Origin of the sequence: Photobacterium leiognathi (assembly GCF_030685535.1) — a bacterium.
Taxonomy (GTDB): domain Bacteria; phylum Pseudomonadota; class Gammaproteobacteria; order Enterobacterales; family Vibrionaceae; genus Photobacterium; species Photobacterium leiognathi.
Window position 1 is genome coordinate 2,290,097 of the sequence record NZ_CP131601.1, and the last position, 17,293, is coordinate 2,307,389.

At 42.3% G+C, this 17,293-nt stretch carries 15 protein-coding genes; 10 read left to right on the forward strand and 5 right to left on the reverse strand.

Translation table 11 applies throughout. From position 1 onward, the window contains the following. Window positions 1-26: 26 nt before the first annotated feature. Entirely contained in the window at window positions 27-2,012 is a 1,986-nt protein-coding gene (locus Q7674_RS17465) for a DNA topoisomerase III (protein WP_045062705.1), read from the reverse strand. Window positions 2,013-2,179: 167 nt separating this feature from the next. Between Q7674_RS17465 and Q7674_RS17470 the strand changes: the two genes are divergently transcribed. Next, window positions 2,180-2,959, forward strand: coding sequence for a glucosaminidase domain-containing protein (locus tag Q7674_RS17470; RefSeq protein ID WP_023931610.1), 780 nt, complete (start codon window positions 2,180-2,182; stop codon window positions 2,957-2,959). A gap of 82 nt (window positions 2,960-3,041) precedes the next feature. Here Q7674_RS17470 and mnmH read toward each other — a convergent pair whose 3' ends face one another. The 4 genes from mnmH to Q7674_RS17490 all read right to left on the reverse strand — a co-directional run bounded on the left by mnmH (window position 3,042) and on the right by Q7674_RS17490 (window position 7,704). Next, entirely contained in the window at window positions 3,042-4,130 is a 1,089-nt protein-coding gene (mnmH, locus tag Q7674_RS17475) for a tRNA 2-selenouridine(34) synthase MnmH (protein WP_045062704.1), read from the reverse strand. Then, window positions 4,130-5,164, reverse strand: coding sequence for a selenide, water dikinase SelD (gene selD / locus Q7674_RS17480; protein ID WP_045062702.1), 1,035 nt, complete (start codon window positions 5,162-5,164; stop codon window positions 4,130-4,132). Before selD ends, mnmH begins: the two co-directional genes overlap by 1 nt. Window positions 5,165-5,378: 214 nt before the next feature. Further along, complete coding sequence (locus Q7674_RS17485) at window positions 5,379-5,927, reverse strand: NAD(P)H nitroreductase (protein WP_305422956.1); 549 nt, start codon at window positions 5,925-5,927, stop codon at window positions 5,379-5,381. A gap of 127 nt (window positions 5,928-6,054) precedes the next feature. After that, complete coding sequence (locus Q7674_RS17490) at window positions 6,055-7,704, reverse strand: APC family permease (protein ID WP_045062699.1); 1,650 nt, start codon at window positions 7,702-7,704, stop codon at window positions 6,055-6,057. Window positions 7,705-8,821: 1,117 nt separating this feature from the next. On the opposite strand from Q7674_RS17490, the gene Q7674_RS17495 reads away from it, so the two are divergent. The 9 genes from Q7674_RS17495 to nuoI all read left to right on the forward strand — a co-directional run bounded on the left by Q7674_RS17495 (window position 8,822) and on the right by nuoI (window position 17,283). Further along, window positions 8,822-9,196, forward strand: a complete 375-nt coding sequence (locus Q7674_RS17495; protein WP_005368929.1) for an NADH-quinone oxidoreductase subunit A — start codon at window positions 8,822-8,824, stop codon at window positions 9,194-9,196. After that, the gene (locus Q7674_RS17500) at window positions 9,193-9,744 is read left to right on the forward strand and encodes an NADH-quinone oxidoreductase subunit B (protein WP_045062696.1); all 552 of its coding nucleotides are present in this window, start codon (window positions 9,193-9,195) and stop codon (window positions 9,742-9,744) included. The genes Q7674_RS17495 and Q7674_RS17500 overlap by 4 nt, the downstream gene beginning before the upstream one ends. After that, a complete protein-coding gene (gene nuoD / locus Q7674_RS17505) occupies window positions 9,744-11,441 on the forward strand; it encodes an NADH dehydrogenase (quinone) subunit D (protein ID WP_045062695.1) in 1,698 nt (565 codons plus the stop codon). Before Q7674_RS17500 ends, nuoD begins: the two co-directional genes overlap by 1 nt. Window positions 11,442-11,528: 87 nt before the next feature. Next, a complete protein-coding gene (locus Q7674_RS17510) occupies window positions 11,529-12,095 on the forward strand; it encodes an NADH-quinone oxidoreductase subunit NuoE family protein (protein WP_305422961.1) in 567 nt (188 codons plus the stop codon). After that, a complete protein-coding gene (gene nuoF / locus Q7674_RS17515; protein ID WP_005368939.1) occupies window positions 12,095-13,378 on the forward strand; it encodes an NADH-quinone oxidoreductase subunit NuoF in 1,284 nt (427 codons plus the stop codon). The genes Q7674_RS17510 and nuoF overlap by 1 nt, the downstream gene beginning before the upstream one ends. A gap of 2 nt (window positions 13,379-13,380) precedes the next feature. Continuing rightward, window positions 13,381-15,105, forward strand: coding sequence for a 2Fe-2S iron-sulfur cluster-binding protein (locus Q7674_RS17520; protein WP_305422963.1), 1,725 nt, complete (start codon window positions 13,381-13,383; stop codon window positions 15,103-15,105). Between the two features lie 15 nt (window positions 15,106-15,120). Further along, window positions 15,121-15,747 (forward strand): hypothetical protein, encoded by a 627-nt coding sequence (locus tag Q7674_RS17525; RefSeq protein ID WP_305422964.1) that lies wholly within the window; start codon window positions 15,121-15,123, stop codon window positions 15,745-15,747. Continuing rightward, window positions 15,747-16,724 carry an NADH-quinone oxidoreductase subunit NuoH gene (gene nuoH / locus Q7674_RS17530; RefSeq protein ID WP_305422966.1) on the forward strand — a complete coding sequence of 326 codons (978 nt, stop codon included), beginning with the start codon at window positions 15,747-15,749 and terminating at the stop codon, window positions 16,722-16,724. The genes Q7674_RS17525 and nuoH overlap by 1 nt, the downstream gene beginning before the upstream one ends. Window positions 16,725-16,749: 25 nt before the next feature. After that, on the forward strand, window positions 16,750-17,283 hold the full coding sequence (gene nuoI / locus Q7674_RS17535) for an NADH-quinone oxidoreductase subunit NuoI (RefSeq protein ID WP_006646487.1): 534 nt from the start codon (window positions 16,750-16,752) through the stop codon (window positions 17,281-17,283). Window positions 17,284-17,293: the final 10 nt, after the last annotated feature.

Sequence of the window (17,293 nt, forward strand, 5' to 3'; positions counted from 1 at the left end):
GTAAGTAGTCACTTTGCTATTAATATTTATTCAGATTTAGGCTTACGCTTTCGTGTTATTTTACCAGTAGATGCGCCACTTGATTTCGCACTACTTCCCTTTTTACTATATCGACGTTTTGACGTTGTTTTTGTCCATTCCGGCGATTTTAAATCACGTAAACTTTGTGGTACCTCAGAGACTTTCACCTTATCCATTAGCGCTGTAACTTGCAGCTGTAAGGCACCCATAAACGGCTGATAAGCATATTTCTTATCCGCCATATCTTGCAGTTGGTGCTCCCAATGTGCCGTCATATCAGGATAGGTTGCTTCGTTGGGCAAAGCGTAAATCAAGCCTCTTCCCGCCTCTGTTGCATGAATAGTTTTACCTTGACGTTGTAATAACTGACGTTTAAATAAAATTTCCAAAATCCCAGCACGTGTCGCTTCAGTGCCTAAACCATCGGTATCACGTAGAATTTTCTTCAATGATTGATCGGAAACAAACCGCGCAATACCAGTCATGGCTTGTAATAACGTCGCTTCAGTAAATGCTTTTGGTGGCTCGGTCATCTTGTCTTTGATTTCACCATCACGACAAGTAAGCACTGTGCCTTTGGTTAATGGCGGTACTTTATCAGCAAGATCATTATCGTCACCTTTATCATCACGCCCCAGTAACACCCGCCAGCCCGCATCCATTAATTGGCGGCCTTTTGCGACAAACTGTCCATTGGCGATAGTAAAGACTAACTTAGCTTCAGCATAAACAGCAGCCGGATAAAACTGCATCAGATATTGCCTCGCCACTAATTGATAAATCTTCGCCTCACTTGGGCTCAAACTTTGCGGATTAACAGACTTTGGCGTTGGAATAATTGCATGGTGAGCATCGACCTTTTTATCATTCCAGGCTTTTGATTTTAGTGAGGTATTCGCACCAGAAACAGCATTAGACAAACTGTTATCAGTATTTGCTATCGCACGGCATACATCCCCAGCTTGTTTAAAATGATCTAGAGGTAGATAGCGACAATCAGAACGAGGGTAAGTGATCACTTTATGTTTTTCATAAAGCGACTGACAAGTGCTAAGCACATCAGCAGCACTCATGTTAAAGCGTCGTGCCGCATCGATTTGTAATGCTGATAATGAATAAGGCAATGGTGCCGCTTGCTTGGTTTCTTTACGTTCAGATTCCGTCACTTCTACCGCTTGTCCACGAATTCGACTAACGACGTTTTCACAAAGCTGACGACTGAGTACTCGCCCATCTTCATCTTGATAGGGCTCACAAGCTTTACTTGGGAGCCAACGAGCGCGTATTTCCTGCTCTTGATATGGAATTAATGCAAACACTTCATAAAACGGCTTAGGCACAAAATTAGCAATTTCATCATCACGTCGTACTACGAGTCCAAGGATCGGCGTTTGCACCCGCCCTACCGATAACACGCCACGATAACCGCCTTTTTGTCCAAGCAAAGTATAGGCACGTGTCATGTTCATACCATAAAGCCAATCAGCACGAGAGCGAGCTAATGCCGATACTGACAATGGCACAAAATCATGATTGCTACGCATCGATGACAAGGCTTTTTTCACAGCGGCTGGGTTGAGATCGGAAATCAATAAACGCAAAGCTGCATTTTTTTTCGCAGCAGGAAGTTTGGCATAATCAATCACTTCATCCACCAGCAACTGCCCCTCACGATCGGGATCGCCTGCATGTACGATCTCTGTTGCCGATTTCGCCAACTTTTTGATCACGGCTAATTGTTGTTTTGCCGCTTTGCGTGGGATCAATTGCCACTTTTGGGGAATAATAGGCAGATCATCAAGATTCCATTTCTTATAACGAGCATCGTATGCGTCAGGCTCAACTTGCTCTAATAAATGTCCAATACACCAAGTAACAATATCGCCGTTCCCTACTTCTATATAGCCATTATTATTTTTATGTGGGCGTGGCAATACAGCAGCAATAGCTCTACCTAAACTGGGTTTTTCAGCGATATATAAACGGCTCATCAAGATCTTATCTAACTGTGAAGTAATGACAAAACTCTACCTAAAACCCAGCATAGCAGCAAGAAATACTGGATATAAAAACAGTTTAAGAAGCATTATTTTGTTTATTTTATGTGATAATATCCACGCAAAATAAATGTAACGCTAGCCATACATAAGAGATTTGAATGACTAAGCTAAAACCTTTCATCATTTTGCTAACAGTGTTAATACTTTTCGGTTTTCTATGGGTAGGAAAACAGCTACTCGATAACGGTATGAATACTGACAGTCAATTTCATCCCCCTAAAAGACCGCAGTTTGGTAGTATCATTAATATTAATGATAAGAAAAAAGCGTTTTTTGACTATCTCACGCCTTTTGTTGAAGAGGCTAATAAGCAGATCTTATTAGATCGTCAAGTATTAGAAGAGTTAAGCCAAGATCCAAGTAAGATCGATCCAGATAGTCACTTTATAGAAAACTTAAGTGAAGAGTATGATTTAGCCATTCCAAAAGACGGGATCACATCCGAGTGGCTTAATGAGTTACTAAGACGGGTTAATATTATTCCAACCCAACTTGTACTCGCGCAGTCAGCAATGGAATCGTCATGGGGCACGTCACGATTTGCACTGAAAGGAAATGGCTTTTTTGGTCAATGGTGTTTTACCAAAGGCTGCGGCATTCCACCCCATGATCTCGATCCAGAGCATTATCACGAAGTACAAAGCTTCCCTACTGTTTATGCCGCAGTAAAAGCCTATTTTGATAATATCAATACCAATGATGCTTACGCTGAACTTCGTACCATTCGTGCAAAGTTACAGGCAAACCATGAGAAAATAACCGCTGACGCTCTTGCTCATGGGCTACTGAATTACTCGCAAATCGGCCATCAGTATATTCAGCAGGTGTTAGAGCTGATCAAAACCAATCAGCAATTTATGCCTGAAACAACAACATAAACTGACTGACAACAAAAAAGCTGACTATTGATTTATCATCAATACGTCAGCTTTTTTATTAGCACATATTTTTAGGCAACGATCATTGCGCTTCAAACCACGCTTTTACGGTTTGATAATCCCCTCTAAACACAATCCTATCGGCTTTTTTACTTAACTGATAGGTGTACATAGGATCGTAATATTGCTCAAGTAATGGCGCTAACCATGCCTCATGCTCTGCAACCGAACCTGTCGATTGCATCACTTTCACGGCATGTTGCTGAGCGTCTAATATTTCTTGGTAACGCTCTAAACCTAAACGCTTGCGAATATTAAACATGCCTTTTTCTAAGTACTCAGCAAATAACTGCCAGCCTTGCTCTTCACCATATTGTGCAACGTAATCGCGCTGCATGGTGATCACGTAATCATCTAATAGGCGTGCTAAACGCACATCCATTGGATCATCAATAACAGCAATCGGGGCTTCTTTCATAGCAGCTTGCAATGATAACGGCACCATAACTCGACCGATACTTTTGCCTTCATCTTCATAGATAAACTGCGTAACACCACGATCTTGTTTTTTTAGCATTTGTACCGCTAAATCGTTTTCAAATGCAATTTGCGTACGTTGTGGTGTAACGAAACGACCAAAAGAAGAACCACGATGATGTGCAGCCCCTTCTAAATCAATACCACAGGTTAACTCGTTAACCATGATGGTTTTACCGCTACCAGTATTACCCGCTACCACCATTGACGGCTGCTTAGCAACGTCTTCAATCGTCTCAATTAAGAAGCGACGCAGTGCTTTATAGCCACCATTGATATAAGGAAAATCAATGCCTGCTTCTTTTAGCCATTGCTGAGTAATTTGTGAACGTAATCCACCACGGAAACAATAGAGATAACCATTAGGATTAGCTTCAAAAAAGGCCTTCCACTGGGCAACACGTGCTGCTTTTACATCACCATTGACTAATTGGTGACCCAGTTTAATTGCCTCTTGCTGGCCTTTATTTTTATAACAAGTCCCGACAGCAGCACGCTCATCATTCGTCATTAATGGACGACTTACCGACGTTGGGAATGCACCTTGTTCAAATTCAACAGGCGCACGCATATCCATTAACGGTGTGTCGTTAACAAACAAGCTGCGAAAATCATCGCAATTAGGACGTGGCATTAGCAAACCTCAATAAAGGTATCGCCATCCATTGGCTCTAGTTCACCAATCGCTTCAAGCAAAATATCGTATTTCTCAGCAATCGCCTTAAGCGCTTCTTCACAGTCTGGTGTTGCTGCGAGTAATAAGCCGCCAGAGGTTTGTGGATCGCACAATACCGCTTTTTGCTGCTCTGTCATTGCACCCAGTTTATGACCATAACTCATAAAGTTACGCTCAGTACCACCCGGTACACAACCTTGTTCAATGTAGTTATATACGCCAGGTAACGTCGGTACTTTATCAAACCACACTTTTGCTTTTAGGTTGCTACCTTCACAAATTTCAGCAAGGTGACCCATTAAGCCAAAGCCTGTTACGTCTGTTAGGGCTTTTACACCTTCAACCTCGGCAAAGTCGGCACCCGGCTTATTTAATTTGCACATCCAATCACGTGCCAATCCTTGGTGCTCATCAGCCAACTTAGCTTTCTTCTCAGCTGTTGTTAATACGCCAATGCCAAGCGGTTTAGTGATGTAAAGCTTACAACCTGCCTCTGCACTGTTATTACGTTTAACACGATCGGTATCCACAATGCCGGTCACAGCAAGACCGAAAATTGGCTCAGGAGCATCAATAGAGTGACCACCAGCAAGAGAAATACCCGCTTCGCGGCAAACAGAGCGACCGCCTTCAATCACTTGTTGTGCGATTTCAGGGGCAAGGATATTCACAGGCCAACCTAAAATTGCGATAGCCATGATCGGCTTACCGCCCATCGCATAGATATCACTGATCGCATTAGTGGCAGCAATACGGCCAAAATCAAATGGGTCATCAACGATAGGCATAAAGAAATCAGTGGTACTAATAATAGAAGTACCATTACCTAAATCATACACTGCCGCATCGTCTTTACTTTCATTGCCTACCAATAGGTTAGGATCTGAAAATGGGGCTAACTGGGTGCGTAAAATGGTGTCGAGAACTTGGGGAGAAATTTTACAACCACATCCGGCACCGTGACTGTATTGGGTTAGGCGAACATTTTCCATGACACGCTCCAAAAAAGGGAAAGAGTCAGGGATTCTACTCCTGCCCCTGACACCTGTCATCTTTGAAGCAAACATCGTTCGGTTTTTCCGTTGATATAAATCAAAAATCGCGCTAAAAACGACCAAACTAAGAAAAAAAAGGTGATCCTTTTCACGGTATTATTCACCGGATAGGTATCACCTCTTTAAAACTTATCGCTAAAATGTTTGCTGTTTATAGGTATTCAACAAACTTTGTTAGATCACGCTCATGTAATTTCGCTTCGCGACAATCGACTGATCCTAGGTATAGAAAGCCGACGATCATGTCTTCACCTTGCACACCTAACGCTTCACGTACCACAGGATGATAAGCCCATGATCCTGTACGCCAAAAACCAGAGAAACCTTGTGCAACCGCTGCCATTTGCATTGCTTGTACCGCACAGTCGGCTGATAAATGCTGCTCAATCACAGGGACTTTATGACCTTCAGTGACTTTACTGACAACCGTGATAACCATCGGTGCTCTAAATGGTGCTTTGGACGCTTTTTCAATCACAAAATCTTCCAGCTCATCAGCTTTCGCAGCGGAGATTAAAATATCTGCTAAGCGCTGTAATCCCTCACCTTCAGAGACAATAAAACGCCATGGCATTAAACCACCATGATCTGGTGCGCGAAGGCCTGCTTTAAAAATATTCTCTAATGCTTCGCCACTCGGTGCTGGTGCTGCCAGCTTAGGAATAGAGCGACGAGTCAATAATAGTGATAACGCGTCCATGGTAACCTCAAATGAAAATAGTTATTGTTTTAAATGTATCATGGACACTACAAGAGATTAAGGTTCTAGCCCTTTATTTTTAGCATATTCTTAATCTGCCTAAATATAGAGGGCTATCACAGCAATATCAGATAGAGTGCTTAACCAACAGCTCTTTTTCTGGCTCAGATTTCACTTCCAATTGTGCTAACTCATGCTCTAATTTTGGTGTTAACCAAGCTGAATTCACTCCCCAGTAGAAGAAAAATAGACTAACTACAGCAACAACAGCCATATCATAACCAAATGGAATAATATTGATCCCACCAAATTGATCACTGCCAATAAATGAAAGAACAATCATAGTGACAAAGTAAACAAGTAACCAAGCACTCGACTTCATGTGCTGTTTAATATTTTTCCAACCACGTTTATTTTGAAAGTAAGCATAAATCACAAATCCTAGTAGTAGGATAAAGATCACTTTGCCCGTCAACGGCCAGCGAGACCAATAAAGCACTTCAGATGAGATAGCAAAGCCTAATGGTGCAATGATTTGTAAAGCCTTTAAACGCACAGGACGTTTAGCATCTGGAGCAAGCTTTCTCAGTGACATCGCCGCCATCGGACCTACAATGTAGGTTACAACCGTTGCCGCAGAGATAATCCCCGCTAATTGTCCCCAGCCTCGGAATAGGTATAAGAAAATAAAGCCGACAAATAAATTCACCCACAACGCAGCACGGGGAATATGATATTTCGGGTGTAATTTCGACCAAGACTTTGGTAAATGACCATACTCACTCATTGCAAATAACATCCGTGTTGTTGTCCCCATATAGGTAATACCTGTCCCTGACGGAGAAACAAAAGCATCCACATAAAGCAACATCACAACAAGGTTAAGGTTTAAAGCTATCGCTAATTGAGCAAATGGCGATGAGAAATCCAAACTCCAACCTTTAATAGCAAGCTCAGATGGTTCAACACCACCAATGAAAGCGGCTTGTAAACCTAAATACAAAAATACAGCGATGATAAGCGTCAGAATAATTGCTCTTGGCAAATCTTTACCGGGATTTTTAGACTCTCCTGCAAAGTGCATCGGGCTTTGAAAGCCATTATACGCAAAGACGATACCAGCTGTTGCGACTGCTGTTAATGCACCAGCCCATCCATAGGGCGCAAAGGAATGATTAACGGCGGTAAAGTTTTGCGGATGAAAGCCTGCGGCAACAATCGAAGCGACACTAAAGATTGGGATCGCTATTTTAAAAATCGTAATACTGGTCTGAGATTTACTAAATAAACTAACACTCCAGTAATTAAGCAAAAAGTAAATCAGCATTAATCCCGCAGCAATAAGTAACCCAACGAACGACAAACTGTGTGTTTGATCGTTAAATATTGTTGATGTAATGGGTTTTGCCCATTCCCATTGCCAAGAATGCATGTACTGTACTGAGGCTTCAGCTTCAACGGGAATAACTGTCACAATTGAAAGCCAGGTAGCCCAAGCCGCCATGTAGCCAACGATGGAACCATGAGTTAGCTCTAAAAATCGAACAGGACCACCAGATTTAGGGAATAAGGTTGCGACCTCGGTATAAGTCAACGCAACAACCAACACAGCTATACCGCCTATCACCCATGAGACGAGTGACGCGGGTCCCGCAATTTTTGCCGCGTGATAGGCGCCAAAAAGCCAACCCGAACCAATTATCGAGCCAATACCAGTCATGGTTAACGATACTAAGCCCATCTTCCTTTTAGGCTTTAGTCCTAAATTATTATTCATTTATAGTTATCCTTCCTGTTATTAATACCGACTTTACAAACTGCTCTTATTAGAATTAAAAGCAGCCAATGCTACACAACGTGAAAAATCAAAAATTTAACATTAATAAAAAAGTGGTTTTATAGTGGTAATATTAATAATGCTGTAGCAGAGGTAACTAAACAGAAGCGTTTACTTATATATTTTTAGCTAGTCCTATATTTTTTAGCATTGCATAAAGTCGTAGGTCAATAACGACAACCTTTTACCAACACGACATTACTAACTAAAATTTTCTATTTTATTCTATAAGTATTGAATCTACAGGGAGGAAAAATAAATTTCACATTTATATTTTCACTTTATTTTAGATCTTATTTTAATGTTTATTCGCTTTATCTGATTGATTTTATCAAAATAGAAAAACATCTCTCCCACCTCTTCCCATCAAGAAACCACAAATAATATCCACATTTAAAACATATATATAGAAGTAAAACCTCATCATTGAGGTTGAAAAACTATGAATTGCACAACGATTTTTTAAGAGCTATACCACGATTTACATAAATATATTGGTAAGTTTAATTTTAAAAATGGAGTCTTTATAAGTGTTTTTTTATATCAATAATTGATAGGTGAAATTATCTTCCTGACTATTATTCAACAAAAATAAATCATTCATTAAATATATATCTTTAATTTGTTAAAACAAACAACGTTTTATATTTAATGAAATGGAGCAATTATATCGTCTTTATTTGTGGATTCATTAAATATAAATCAATGAATATATTAAGTTTAATATCTTTATAAAAAAAACATCAATTAATAATGATTTTTTTTATTTCAAAAATGAAAATAATTTGCATTTTTTTGTTAAGCATTTGTTCAGAAAGTAACTGTTAGGTTCAACTGGTTGCATTTATTTGTCTATTTTTAACAACACTCAAATAAGAAATAGTGACTAAGTATGCAACGTATAAAAATAATGACAGGGCTAGTTTAACGACCAATTAAATGAAGCTCTTTTGAAAGTAATGTTGAAGTACGAATGAGATGTAAGCTCACGCTGTTAGCACCTTGGTTTATCAAGTGTGCTTGATGGCTAATGCATCAAATTCGACAAGGAGTGCAAATGAGTGATTTCAACCCAGGAATCATGATCGGTGTCTTCAGCCTTCTCGTCTTAGCGGTGATCGCTTCCATTTTATTTATTAGTAAATCTCTTGGTGGATTCGGGCGTCGTTTTGATAAAGAACAGCCTTTCGAGTGTGGACTTTTACCCTCTGGAACGACAAAGCATAACTTCTCTATAAGCTATTACCTCATCGCAGTAGCGTTTCTGATTTTTGAATTAGAAGCCGCAATTCTTTTTGCATGGGGAGTCGACTATTGGCAACTCGGTATACCGGGTGTCATTGCTGGCGTCACCTTTTTGGTGATTTTACTTTTAGGGTTCATTTACATGATACGTAAAGGTGTTTTTCAAATCGGAGTGTATGAGTCATGAGCGATATAATTCAAACCGTTAACGTCGATAATTCCTCGAATGAAAAAGGCAACAACACCATTACCAATATTGTTGGTAAGGTTGATGATCTTATTTCCTACAGCCGGAAGCATTCGCTCTGGCCTTATAACTTTGGGACGTCTTGCTGTTTCGTTGAAATGATGACAGCAGCGACACCTCGCTATGACATGGCAAGGTTTGGTTCTGAAGTACTTCGTGGCTCACCACGCCAAAGTGATGTACTTATCACAGCTGGTACCTGCTTTGTGAAAATGGCACCGTTAATGAAGCATATTTATGATCAAATGCTTGAGCCTAAATGGGTTATTTCGATGGGGTCTTGTTCAAACTCTGGCGGTATGTATGACATTTACAGTGTTGTACAAGGCGTCGATAAAATTCTTCCTGTTGACGTTTATGTCCCTGGTTGCCCACCTCGTCCAGACGCCCTACTCGAGGGTTTGATCATGCTTCAAGAGCACGTTCAAGCTAACCCAGTATCTGTGCTAAGTAAAAACCGTAAACCACTCGGTTTGAGGGTCGAATAATGAATAATAACGATCGTCAAATACTCATTGAGCGTTTCGGTGCTAAAACACCAAACCACGAAATCATTGGCTGTGAAAGTTTCGAGGTAAAAAAAGAAAACCTTATCGATACCTTACATTTCCTAAAAAATGAAGCTTCATCACAATTTGAAATGCTGTTTGACCTTTCAGCAATTGATGAATGTGAACGTGGTGGCGGATTCAGTGTGTTTTATTATCTGCTGAGTGTGAAAAAGAAGGCATTTATCTCCATTCGCACACACATTGCTAATGACACCATTGAAGTACCTACCGTGGTTGGGCTTTGGCCTAACGCGAATTGGTATGAGCGTGAAGTCTATGACATGTTTGGGATAAAATTCACTGATCACCCCGATCTACGCCGTATCTTAACTTTTGACTTCTGGAAAGGTCACCCACTGCGTAAGTCCTATCCTTGTCGTGCAACCTTAATGGATGAACCTTTCGATCTTGAAGGTCCTGACTTTGATGATGTTATGAAGTCCTATGATATTCAAGGGAAGCAAGACGATGGCAGCATGGTACTAAACATCGGCCCTAACCATCCCGGAACCGATGGCGTTATCCGCCTAAAAGTTAAAATGAAAGGCGAGTACATTGAAGATTTAGATCAAGAGATTGGCTTCCACCATCGCGGGGCAGAGAAAATTGCCGAGCGTCATACTTTTCATAACTACATCCCTTATACCGATCGTATCGATTACTTAGGTGGTGTAGCAGGTGAACTGCCCTACTTACTAGGGCTTGAAGCAATGACTGGGATTGAAGTCCCTGAACGCGCCAAGACCATGCGGATTATGTTATGCGAATTATTCCGAATTTCGAGCCATCTTGTATGGTTTGGAAGTATCACGCATAACCTAGGGGGCATGGCTCCCGCTTTTTATGCTTTCACCGAGCGTGAAAAAATCTTCGATGTTATCGAGTTGATCTGTGGCGGTCGTATGCACCCTGCATTCTTCAGAATTGGTGGTGTTTCTCAAGATTTACCTGATGGCTGGGAAGAAAAAGTTGAACATGCCTGCCAAGGTATTGAGCAACTTGTCCCCGATCTTGAAAAGTTAATGACCAACTCAATGATCTTCAAAGTACGGACACAAAACATTGCGGTTTACAGTCAGTCAATGGCGCTTGATTGGGGCTTAACAGGACCAAACTTGCGTGCAACAGGTATTAACTTCGATATGCGTAAAGATTTCCCTTATATGGGTTACGAAGATTACGACTTTGACGTTCCTGTTGGTCAAGATGGTGATGCCTACACCCGTACCGTTCTCCGTGTGCAAGAAGTGGTTGAGAGTTTGAAGATCATTCGACAAGCGGCGGCGCGTATGCCTGAAGGTCCTATCCTTGCTGACAATGCGCCTAACTTTGGTTTTCCTCGAAAACAAAATGCATTACGTGATATCGAAACCCTGATCCACAGCTTTGTTGATACAGGCAGAGGCTTTAACTTCCCTGTTGCTGAAACCTTTTATGCAACGGAAACCGCTAAAGGTGTCACAAGCTACCATACCATCAGTAATGGAACAGGATGCCCTTACCGTGTCCGAATCCGAACACCTTCATTTACACATTTCCAATCCGTTAAAGCCGTTTCTAAAGGCGACTTATTGAGCAATATCATCTGTTTAATCGGCTCTATCGATTACGTACTCGCTGATATTGATCGCTAAACAATAAAAACAACATCCCATGTAGATGTTGAGACGAATAAGACAAATGTCGCTCGTCATAAATAAAGTCCGCAATGTGAGGAAATCATGTTAACAGATCAAGAAAGAGCTCATCTGGAAGAGCATATTGCTCATTACCCAGAAAAAAGAGTAGGTGCCATCTATTGTCTTTATTTTATGCAAGATAAATATGGCTATATCACGAAACCAAGTCTCAACCTTGTTAGTGAGCTTACAGACCTATCAACAACGCAGCTAGATGAACTTATAACGTTTTATACGCTTTTGCGCCGACGCCCTGTTGGTCGCAATGTCATGCGTGTCTGTGACAGCATTTCTTGCCATACCCGAGGTGCGAAAAAAGTGCTAGAAGCGGCAGAAAATGCAACAGGTAAAGCATTAGGAGAGATCGTTAATGATGGCAGCATTACCGTTCTACCGAGTATTTGCCTTGGATTATGCGATCGCGCGCCTGCTGCTCTGATCAATGATGATCGTGTTGAAGGTGAGCTAACACCTGAACGCATGCGAATGATCTTAACTGAATTAGCAGAAGAAGAGATCAAGCTATCAGAGAAGCCTGATTACCAAAACATTATTTCGATGCTGACTCCTCAAGATGCGCCAGCAAAACCGAATGAAGAGGTGATGTAATGGATTTAGTACTTTCACGTAACTTTCATCATCCAAAACCATTAAATTTTGCTGAGTACTGTGAAAATGGTGGTTACCAAAGCCTTAATTCCATTATTGGTCAACCAAGAGAGCCTTTACTCGCAGAACTTAAAGCATCTGGTCTACGTGGCTGTGGTGGTGGTGGTTTCCCAACTGGTGTGAAATGGGGCTTCCTTGCAAAAGATGCTAGTCACCCCGTTTACTTAGTCGTGAATTTAGATGAATCAGAACCGGGCTCGTTTAAAGATAGACAAGTGCTTTATCGCGATCCGCACACTATTTTAGAAGGCGTTATCGCAAGTAGTTACATACTTGGTGCAGACAAAGCATTTGTTTTCATTCGTGGAGAATATCGCGAAGGGGCAAAAGGACTTGAGAAAGCGGTACAAGAAGCACGAGCGGCTGGGCTTGTGGGTGAAAATGTCATGGGCTCTGGCTGGGATCTTGATGTTGACGTTCACTTAAGTGCTGGGCGCTATATCTGTGGTGAAGAAACCGCCCTACTCAATGCTCTTGAAGGCTACCGTGGTAACCCGCGTTCTAAACCGCCCTTCCCTATCGTAAAAGGTCTGTGGGGACAGCCAACCATAGTAAACAATGTGGAATCCATCTGTCATATTCCTTGGATCGTTCATAAAGGTGCCGAGTGGTTCAAATCTCAAGGTAAAGGCGATGCCGCAGGAAGCCATATTTACCAAGTGTCAGGTCCGGTCAAAAAGCCTGGCTTCTTTGAATTGCCATTAGGGACTACAGCTAGAGAGCTTATTTTCGAGCACGCTGGCGGATTACTTGACGATCGTGAGCTTGTCGGTTTTCTACCAGGTGGTGCCTCAACGCAATTCATGCTCCCTGAACATCTCGACGTTCCCCTCGATTGGGACGGCCCAGCGACTGTTGGTTCACGTTTAGGTACTGGCGGGATCATTGTGATGGACGATGCGATTTGTCCAATAGACTTCATGATCAACCTGACAGAATTTTTCGCAAGAGAATCATGTGGCTACTGCACACCTTGCCGTGATGGCTTGCCGTATGTCGTACATGTATTGAAAAAATTTGAAACAGGAGAAGCGACCTCCAAAGATCTGGATCTGCTTCATGAGCTCTGTGAAACCATCTATCCCAACACCTTCTGTGCGCTTGCACCGGGGGCGCTAATGCCAATCATGACTGGATTAAAACACTTCAAACATGTTTTTGAATCCCATATTGAAGGACAACGCTGTACTCACAACCACCAGCTAACTGCGGAGGCATGTTGATCATGGGAACTATCTATATAGATGACAAAGCTGTCGAATTTGAGCCAGGACAGAATGTGTTAGACGCTGCGCGTAAAGCGGGGATCGATACGCCTTATTTTTGCTACCACCCGGCATTAGGTGCCGCAGGCTCTTGTCGTATTTGTGCCATGGAAACCGTGCCACAAAAAGAAGGTGAAAAACCGCGTACCGTCATGACTTGTAGCATTCCAGCACAAGATGGCCAGCAATTTCGTTTTAAATCGCCAAAAGCAAAACAAATCCAAAAAGCCGTGGTTGAGTTTTATATGACCAACCACCCCAATGACTGCCCTGTTTGTGATGAAGGCGGTGACTGTCACCTTCAAGACACAACCATCAGTGTCGGCCATGCTTACCGCCGCTATGATGGACAAAAACGTACCATGCCGGATCAATTCCTAGGTCCGTTGGTATACCAAACCATGAACCGCTGTGTGACCTGTTATCGCTGCGTACGTTTTTATCAAGACTATGCGCTTGGTGATGATTTTGGTGCAATGGGGTCAAGCAATCACGTGCTTTTCCGTCGTACAGAAGATGGTGCATTCGATAGTCCATTCTCAGGCAATTTAGTCAGCGTATGTCCAACTAGCGTTTTTACCGATAAGGTTTACCGCCGTAAATACAGCCGTACATGGATGTTAGAAAAAGCGCCTTCAATCTGCTCAGGTTGTAGTGTGGGTTGTAATATCGAAGTCGGTGGACGTGAAGGAACCCTACGACGCGTTCAACCTAACAACGAAGCATCAAAAGTAAATCCTTATTTCATCTGTGATCGTGGTCGTTATGGGTCTCATGGCACCGAGTCGCACTCAAGACCTAAATACGTATCAGAGCAAGGTAAAGTCGTAAAAACGTCACCTCTAGATGCACTGAAAATAGCCCTTGTTAGAGCTGAAGGTCATGTGGGTATTTTAGGTTCCGTAGAAGAAGATCTCACGACGAACTTGGCACTCAAAGCTATTGCAAAAGAGATGAATGCGCCGTTCTCACCATTTATTTCACCGCAACAAGAAGCCTTGACGAAAACCGCTGTAGCAGCGAATCACAATGCGCCTTCTATATCAGATATAGAGCAATCAGATGCGGTTTTCGTAGTAGGAGAACTCACTGAACATGCGCCTATGCTTGATCTTGCGGTACGCCAAGTTATCAAGGCTAAAAAAGATGTGTATGTATTACATGCAACACCTTCTCACCTCGTCACAGCTTTAAATAAACTTCAGCAAGGCCATGTTAAAGCGTTAGCACCAAGCCAATGGCAAGACTGTTTAACACAAATTAACACAGCTGTTCATGATGGTGCAGTGGAAGATCTCTGGATTAAAGATGTTGCCAATGCACTAAAACAGGCGGAAAAACCCGTCATTATTGGTGTGGCTGAACTGCTTAACACTGCAGATATCTCTCTACTTAATACCATTACAGAGTCACTTGCACCTACAGCCAAAATGGCGATTGCTTTACCGAGTGCAGGTTCTGTTAATGCAGCATTAACAGCACAAGAAAACTCATGTGCTGAGCTGATGGCGCAAATAGAAAATGACAAAATAAAGACATTGGTTGTTGTCGGCAGCGATCCGCTGAATACCAATCACCCACACTGGCATGCATTGCATGACAAGCTAGACCAATTGATTGTGATCGATAAAGTCTTAACCCAAACAGCACACTTAAGCGACACCTTATTGCCACTCGCTGCATGACCAGAAAGGGACGGTATGACGATTAACTATGAAGGTAGACTACAGCGTTTTAGCAAGGCTTTCGCGAGAAAAACAGCCACGATTGACGCTCATGACATGATTGAAACCTTAATGAAATCACCTGAGACAATCGAGCAATGGTTAACTGCGCTCGCACCGACGCTACCTCAAGCTGGTGATGACGGGATCATCATCGAAAAAGACAAACTTAAGTGCACTGAATTACCGCTTGAACAGAAAACAAATCCACCAGCAATTCAAAGTACTCAGCCGCAAGTTGCACTGAGTAAATGGTTTGGTGAAGGATATATTGCCGATCATGCGCCTGAAATCCGCTCTCTCAAACCAAGATCTTCCGCTTCAATAAATTCCAAACTGGCTGCCTCGCTAAACCTTAGCAATGGTGATCAATTAATGATTATTTGCGGTGATCAGAAGTTGGTACGCCCTGCGGTGATTTCCTCTCAAGTTGCTGACCTCACAGTTGCTTTAAATCAAGCAGATATGCGCCTACTTCAGGCTGATATTGCTTCACCATTGTGTCTTGAGCGCACCTCTGAGCTTTTTATTGATGCAGATAAAAAGGAGGAAATCAAAAACATTATTGGTAGTGCATCGGTCATCATGATGGGAGAAGCCTAATGGATTCATTGCAGTACTGGATTTTTATTCTGGTCGGTATGGTTATCACTATCTTTGGTTTGATTTTAGTTGCAGGCTATACCGTTCTATTTGAGCGTCGCTGTCTAGCCTTGTTGCAAGACCGTTACGGCCCTAACCGAGCAGGTCCATTAGGGTTATTCCAAGCACTATGTGATGCAGCAAAACTGCTAACAAAAGAATATTTCATGCCCGGGTTTGTCGACAAAAAGCTCTACGCTTTAGCACCAATCCTTGTCGTGGTATCGATTCTTGTTAGCTTTGCCTTACTGCCTATAGGTAAAAATATCTCATGGGCAGCAGACTTAAACATCGGTCTACTCTTTTTGATGGGATTAAGCTCCATTCACGCTTATGGAGTCTTTTTAGGCGGATGGGCATCAAGCTCGAAATACACCATGCTTGGCGCAATTCGTACTATTGCTCAGCTAATCAGTTATGAATTAGCAATGGGTATGGCGGTATTGGGTGTGGTTATGCTTGCTGGTAGCTTTAGCTTAACGCAAATTGTTGATGCACAAACCACACCGTATATCCTCCTTCAAACGATTGGCTTCCTTGTATTCCTTATCGCAGGTATTGCAGAAACTCACCGCTTGCCATTCGATATGCCTGAAGCCGAAAACGAGCTTAATGCAGGTTTTAATACCGAATATGGCGGTATGCCTTTTGCGATGTTTTTCCTTGGTGAATACCTAGGTGTGATCCTCGTCGGTGCGATGGCAACAACCTTGTACCTCGGCGGATGGCACGGACCATGGGCTGAAGCCTATCCGCTTGTTGGCGTCTTATGGTTTGTATTGAAGACCTTCCTGTTAGTTTTCTTCTTTGTATGGATGCGTGCCAGCTTACCGCGAACGCGTTACGACCAGCTCATGGCATTCGGTTGGAAATTCTTACTTCCAATCGGCATCGTCAACATCATTGTGACCGCCCTTGTCGGTACATTCTGGATGTAGCCCCCAACATTAGAGAGAGACAATCATGAAAGTTATACAGATTTTACAAGAGGTCACAGGGGCTTTTGCGGCAACCATTAAGCACGTTTGGGCACCACGCGATACGGTTTGTTATCCAGAGGTAAAACCAGACTTACCTGAACGCTGGCGCGGTCGCATTGTATTAACTCGCGATCCTGACGGTGATGAACGTTGTGTTGCTTGTTATTTATGCTCTTCAGTATGTCCTGCTAATGCAATCACCATTCAAGGTGCTGAGCGAGAAGATGAGCGTCGATATGCCAAAACATTCGAACTGGATTTCAGTCGCTGCATTTTCTGTGGAATGTGTGAAGAAGCATGTCCAACCCTATCGATTCAATGCACCACTGATTTTGAAATGGGTAAATATTCTCGTGACAAGCTGCTTTATGAAAAAGAAGACTTACTCATTGATGGCACAGGTAAACACCCAGACTTTAATTACTACAAGCAAGCAGGTGTAGCAATTACAGGTAAAGCTATCGGCGATGGTGAAAATGAAAAACCACCAATCGATGTGTACTCTCTGCTGCCTTAAGGACATCATC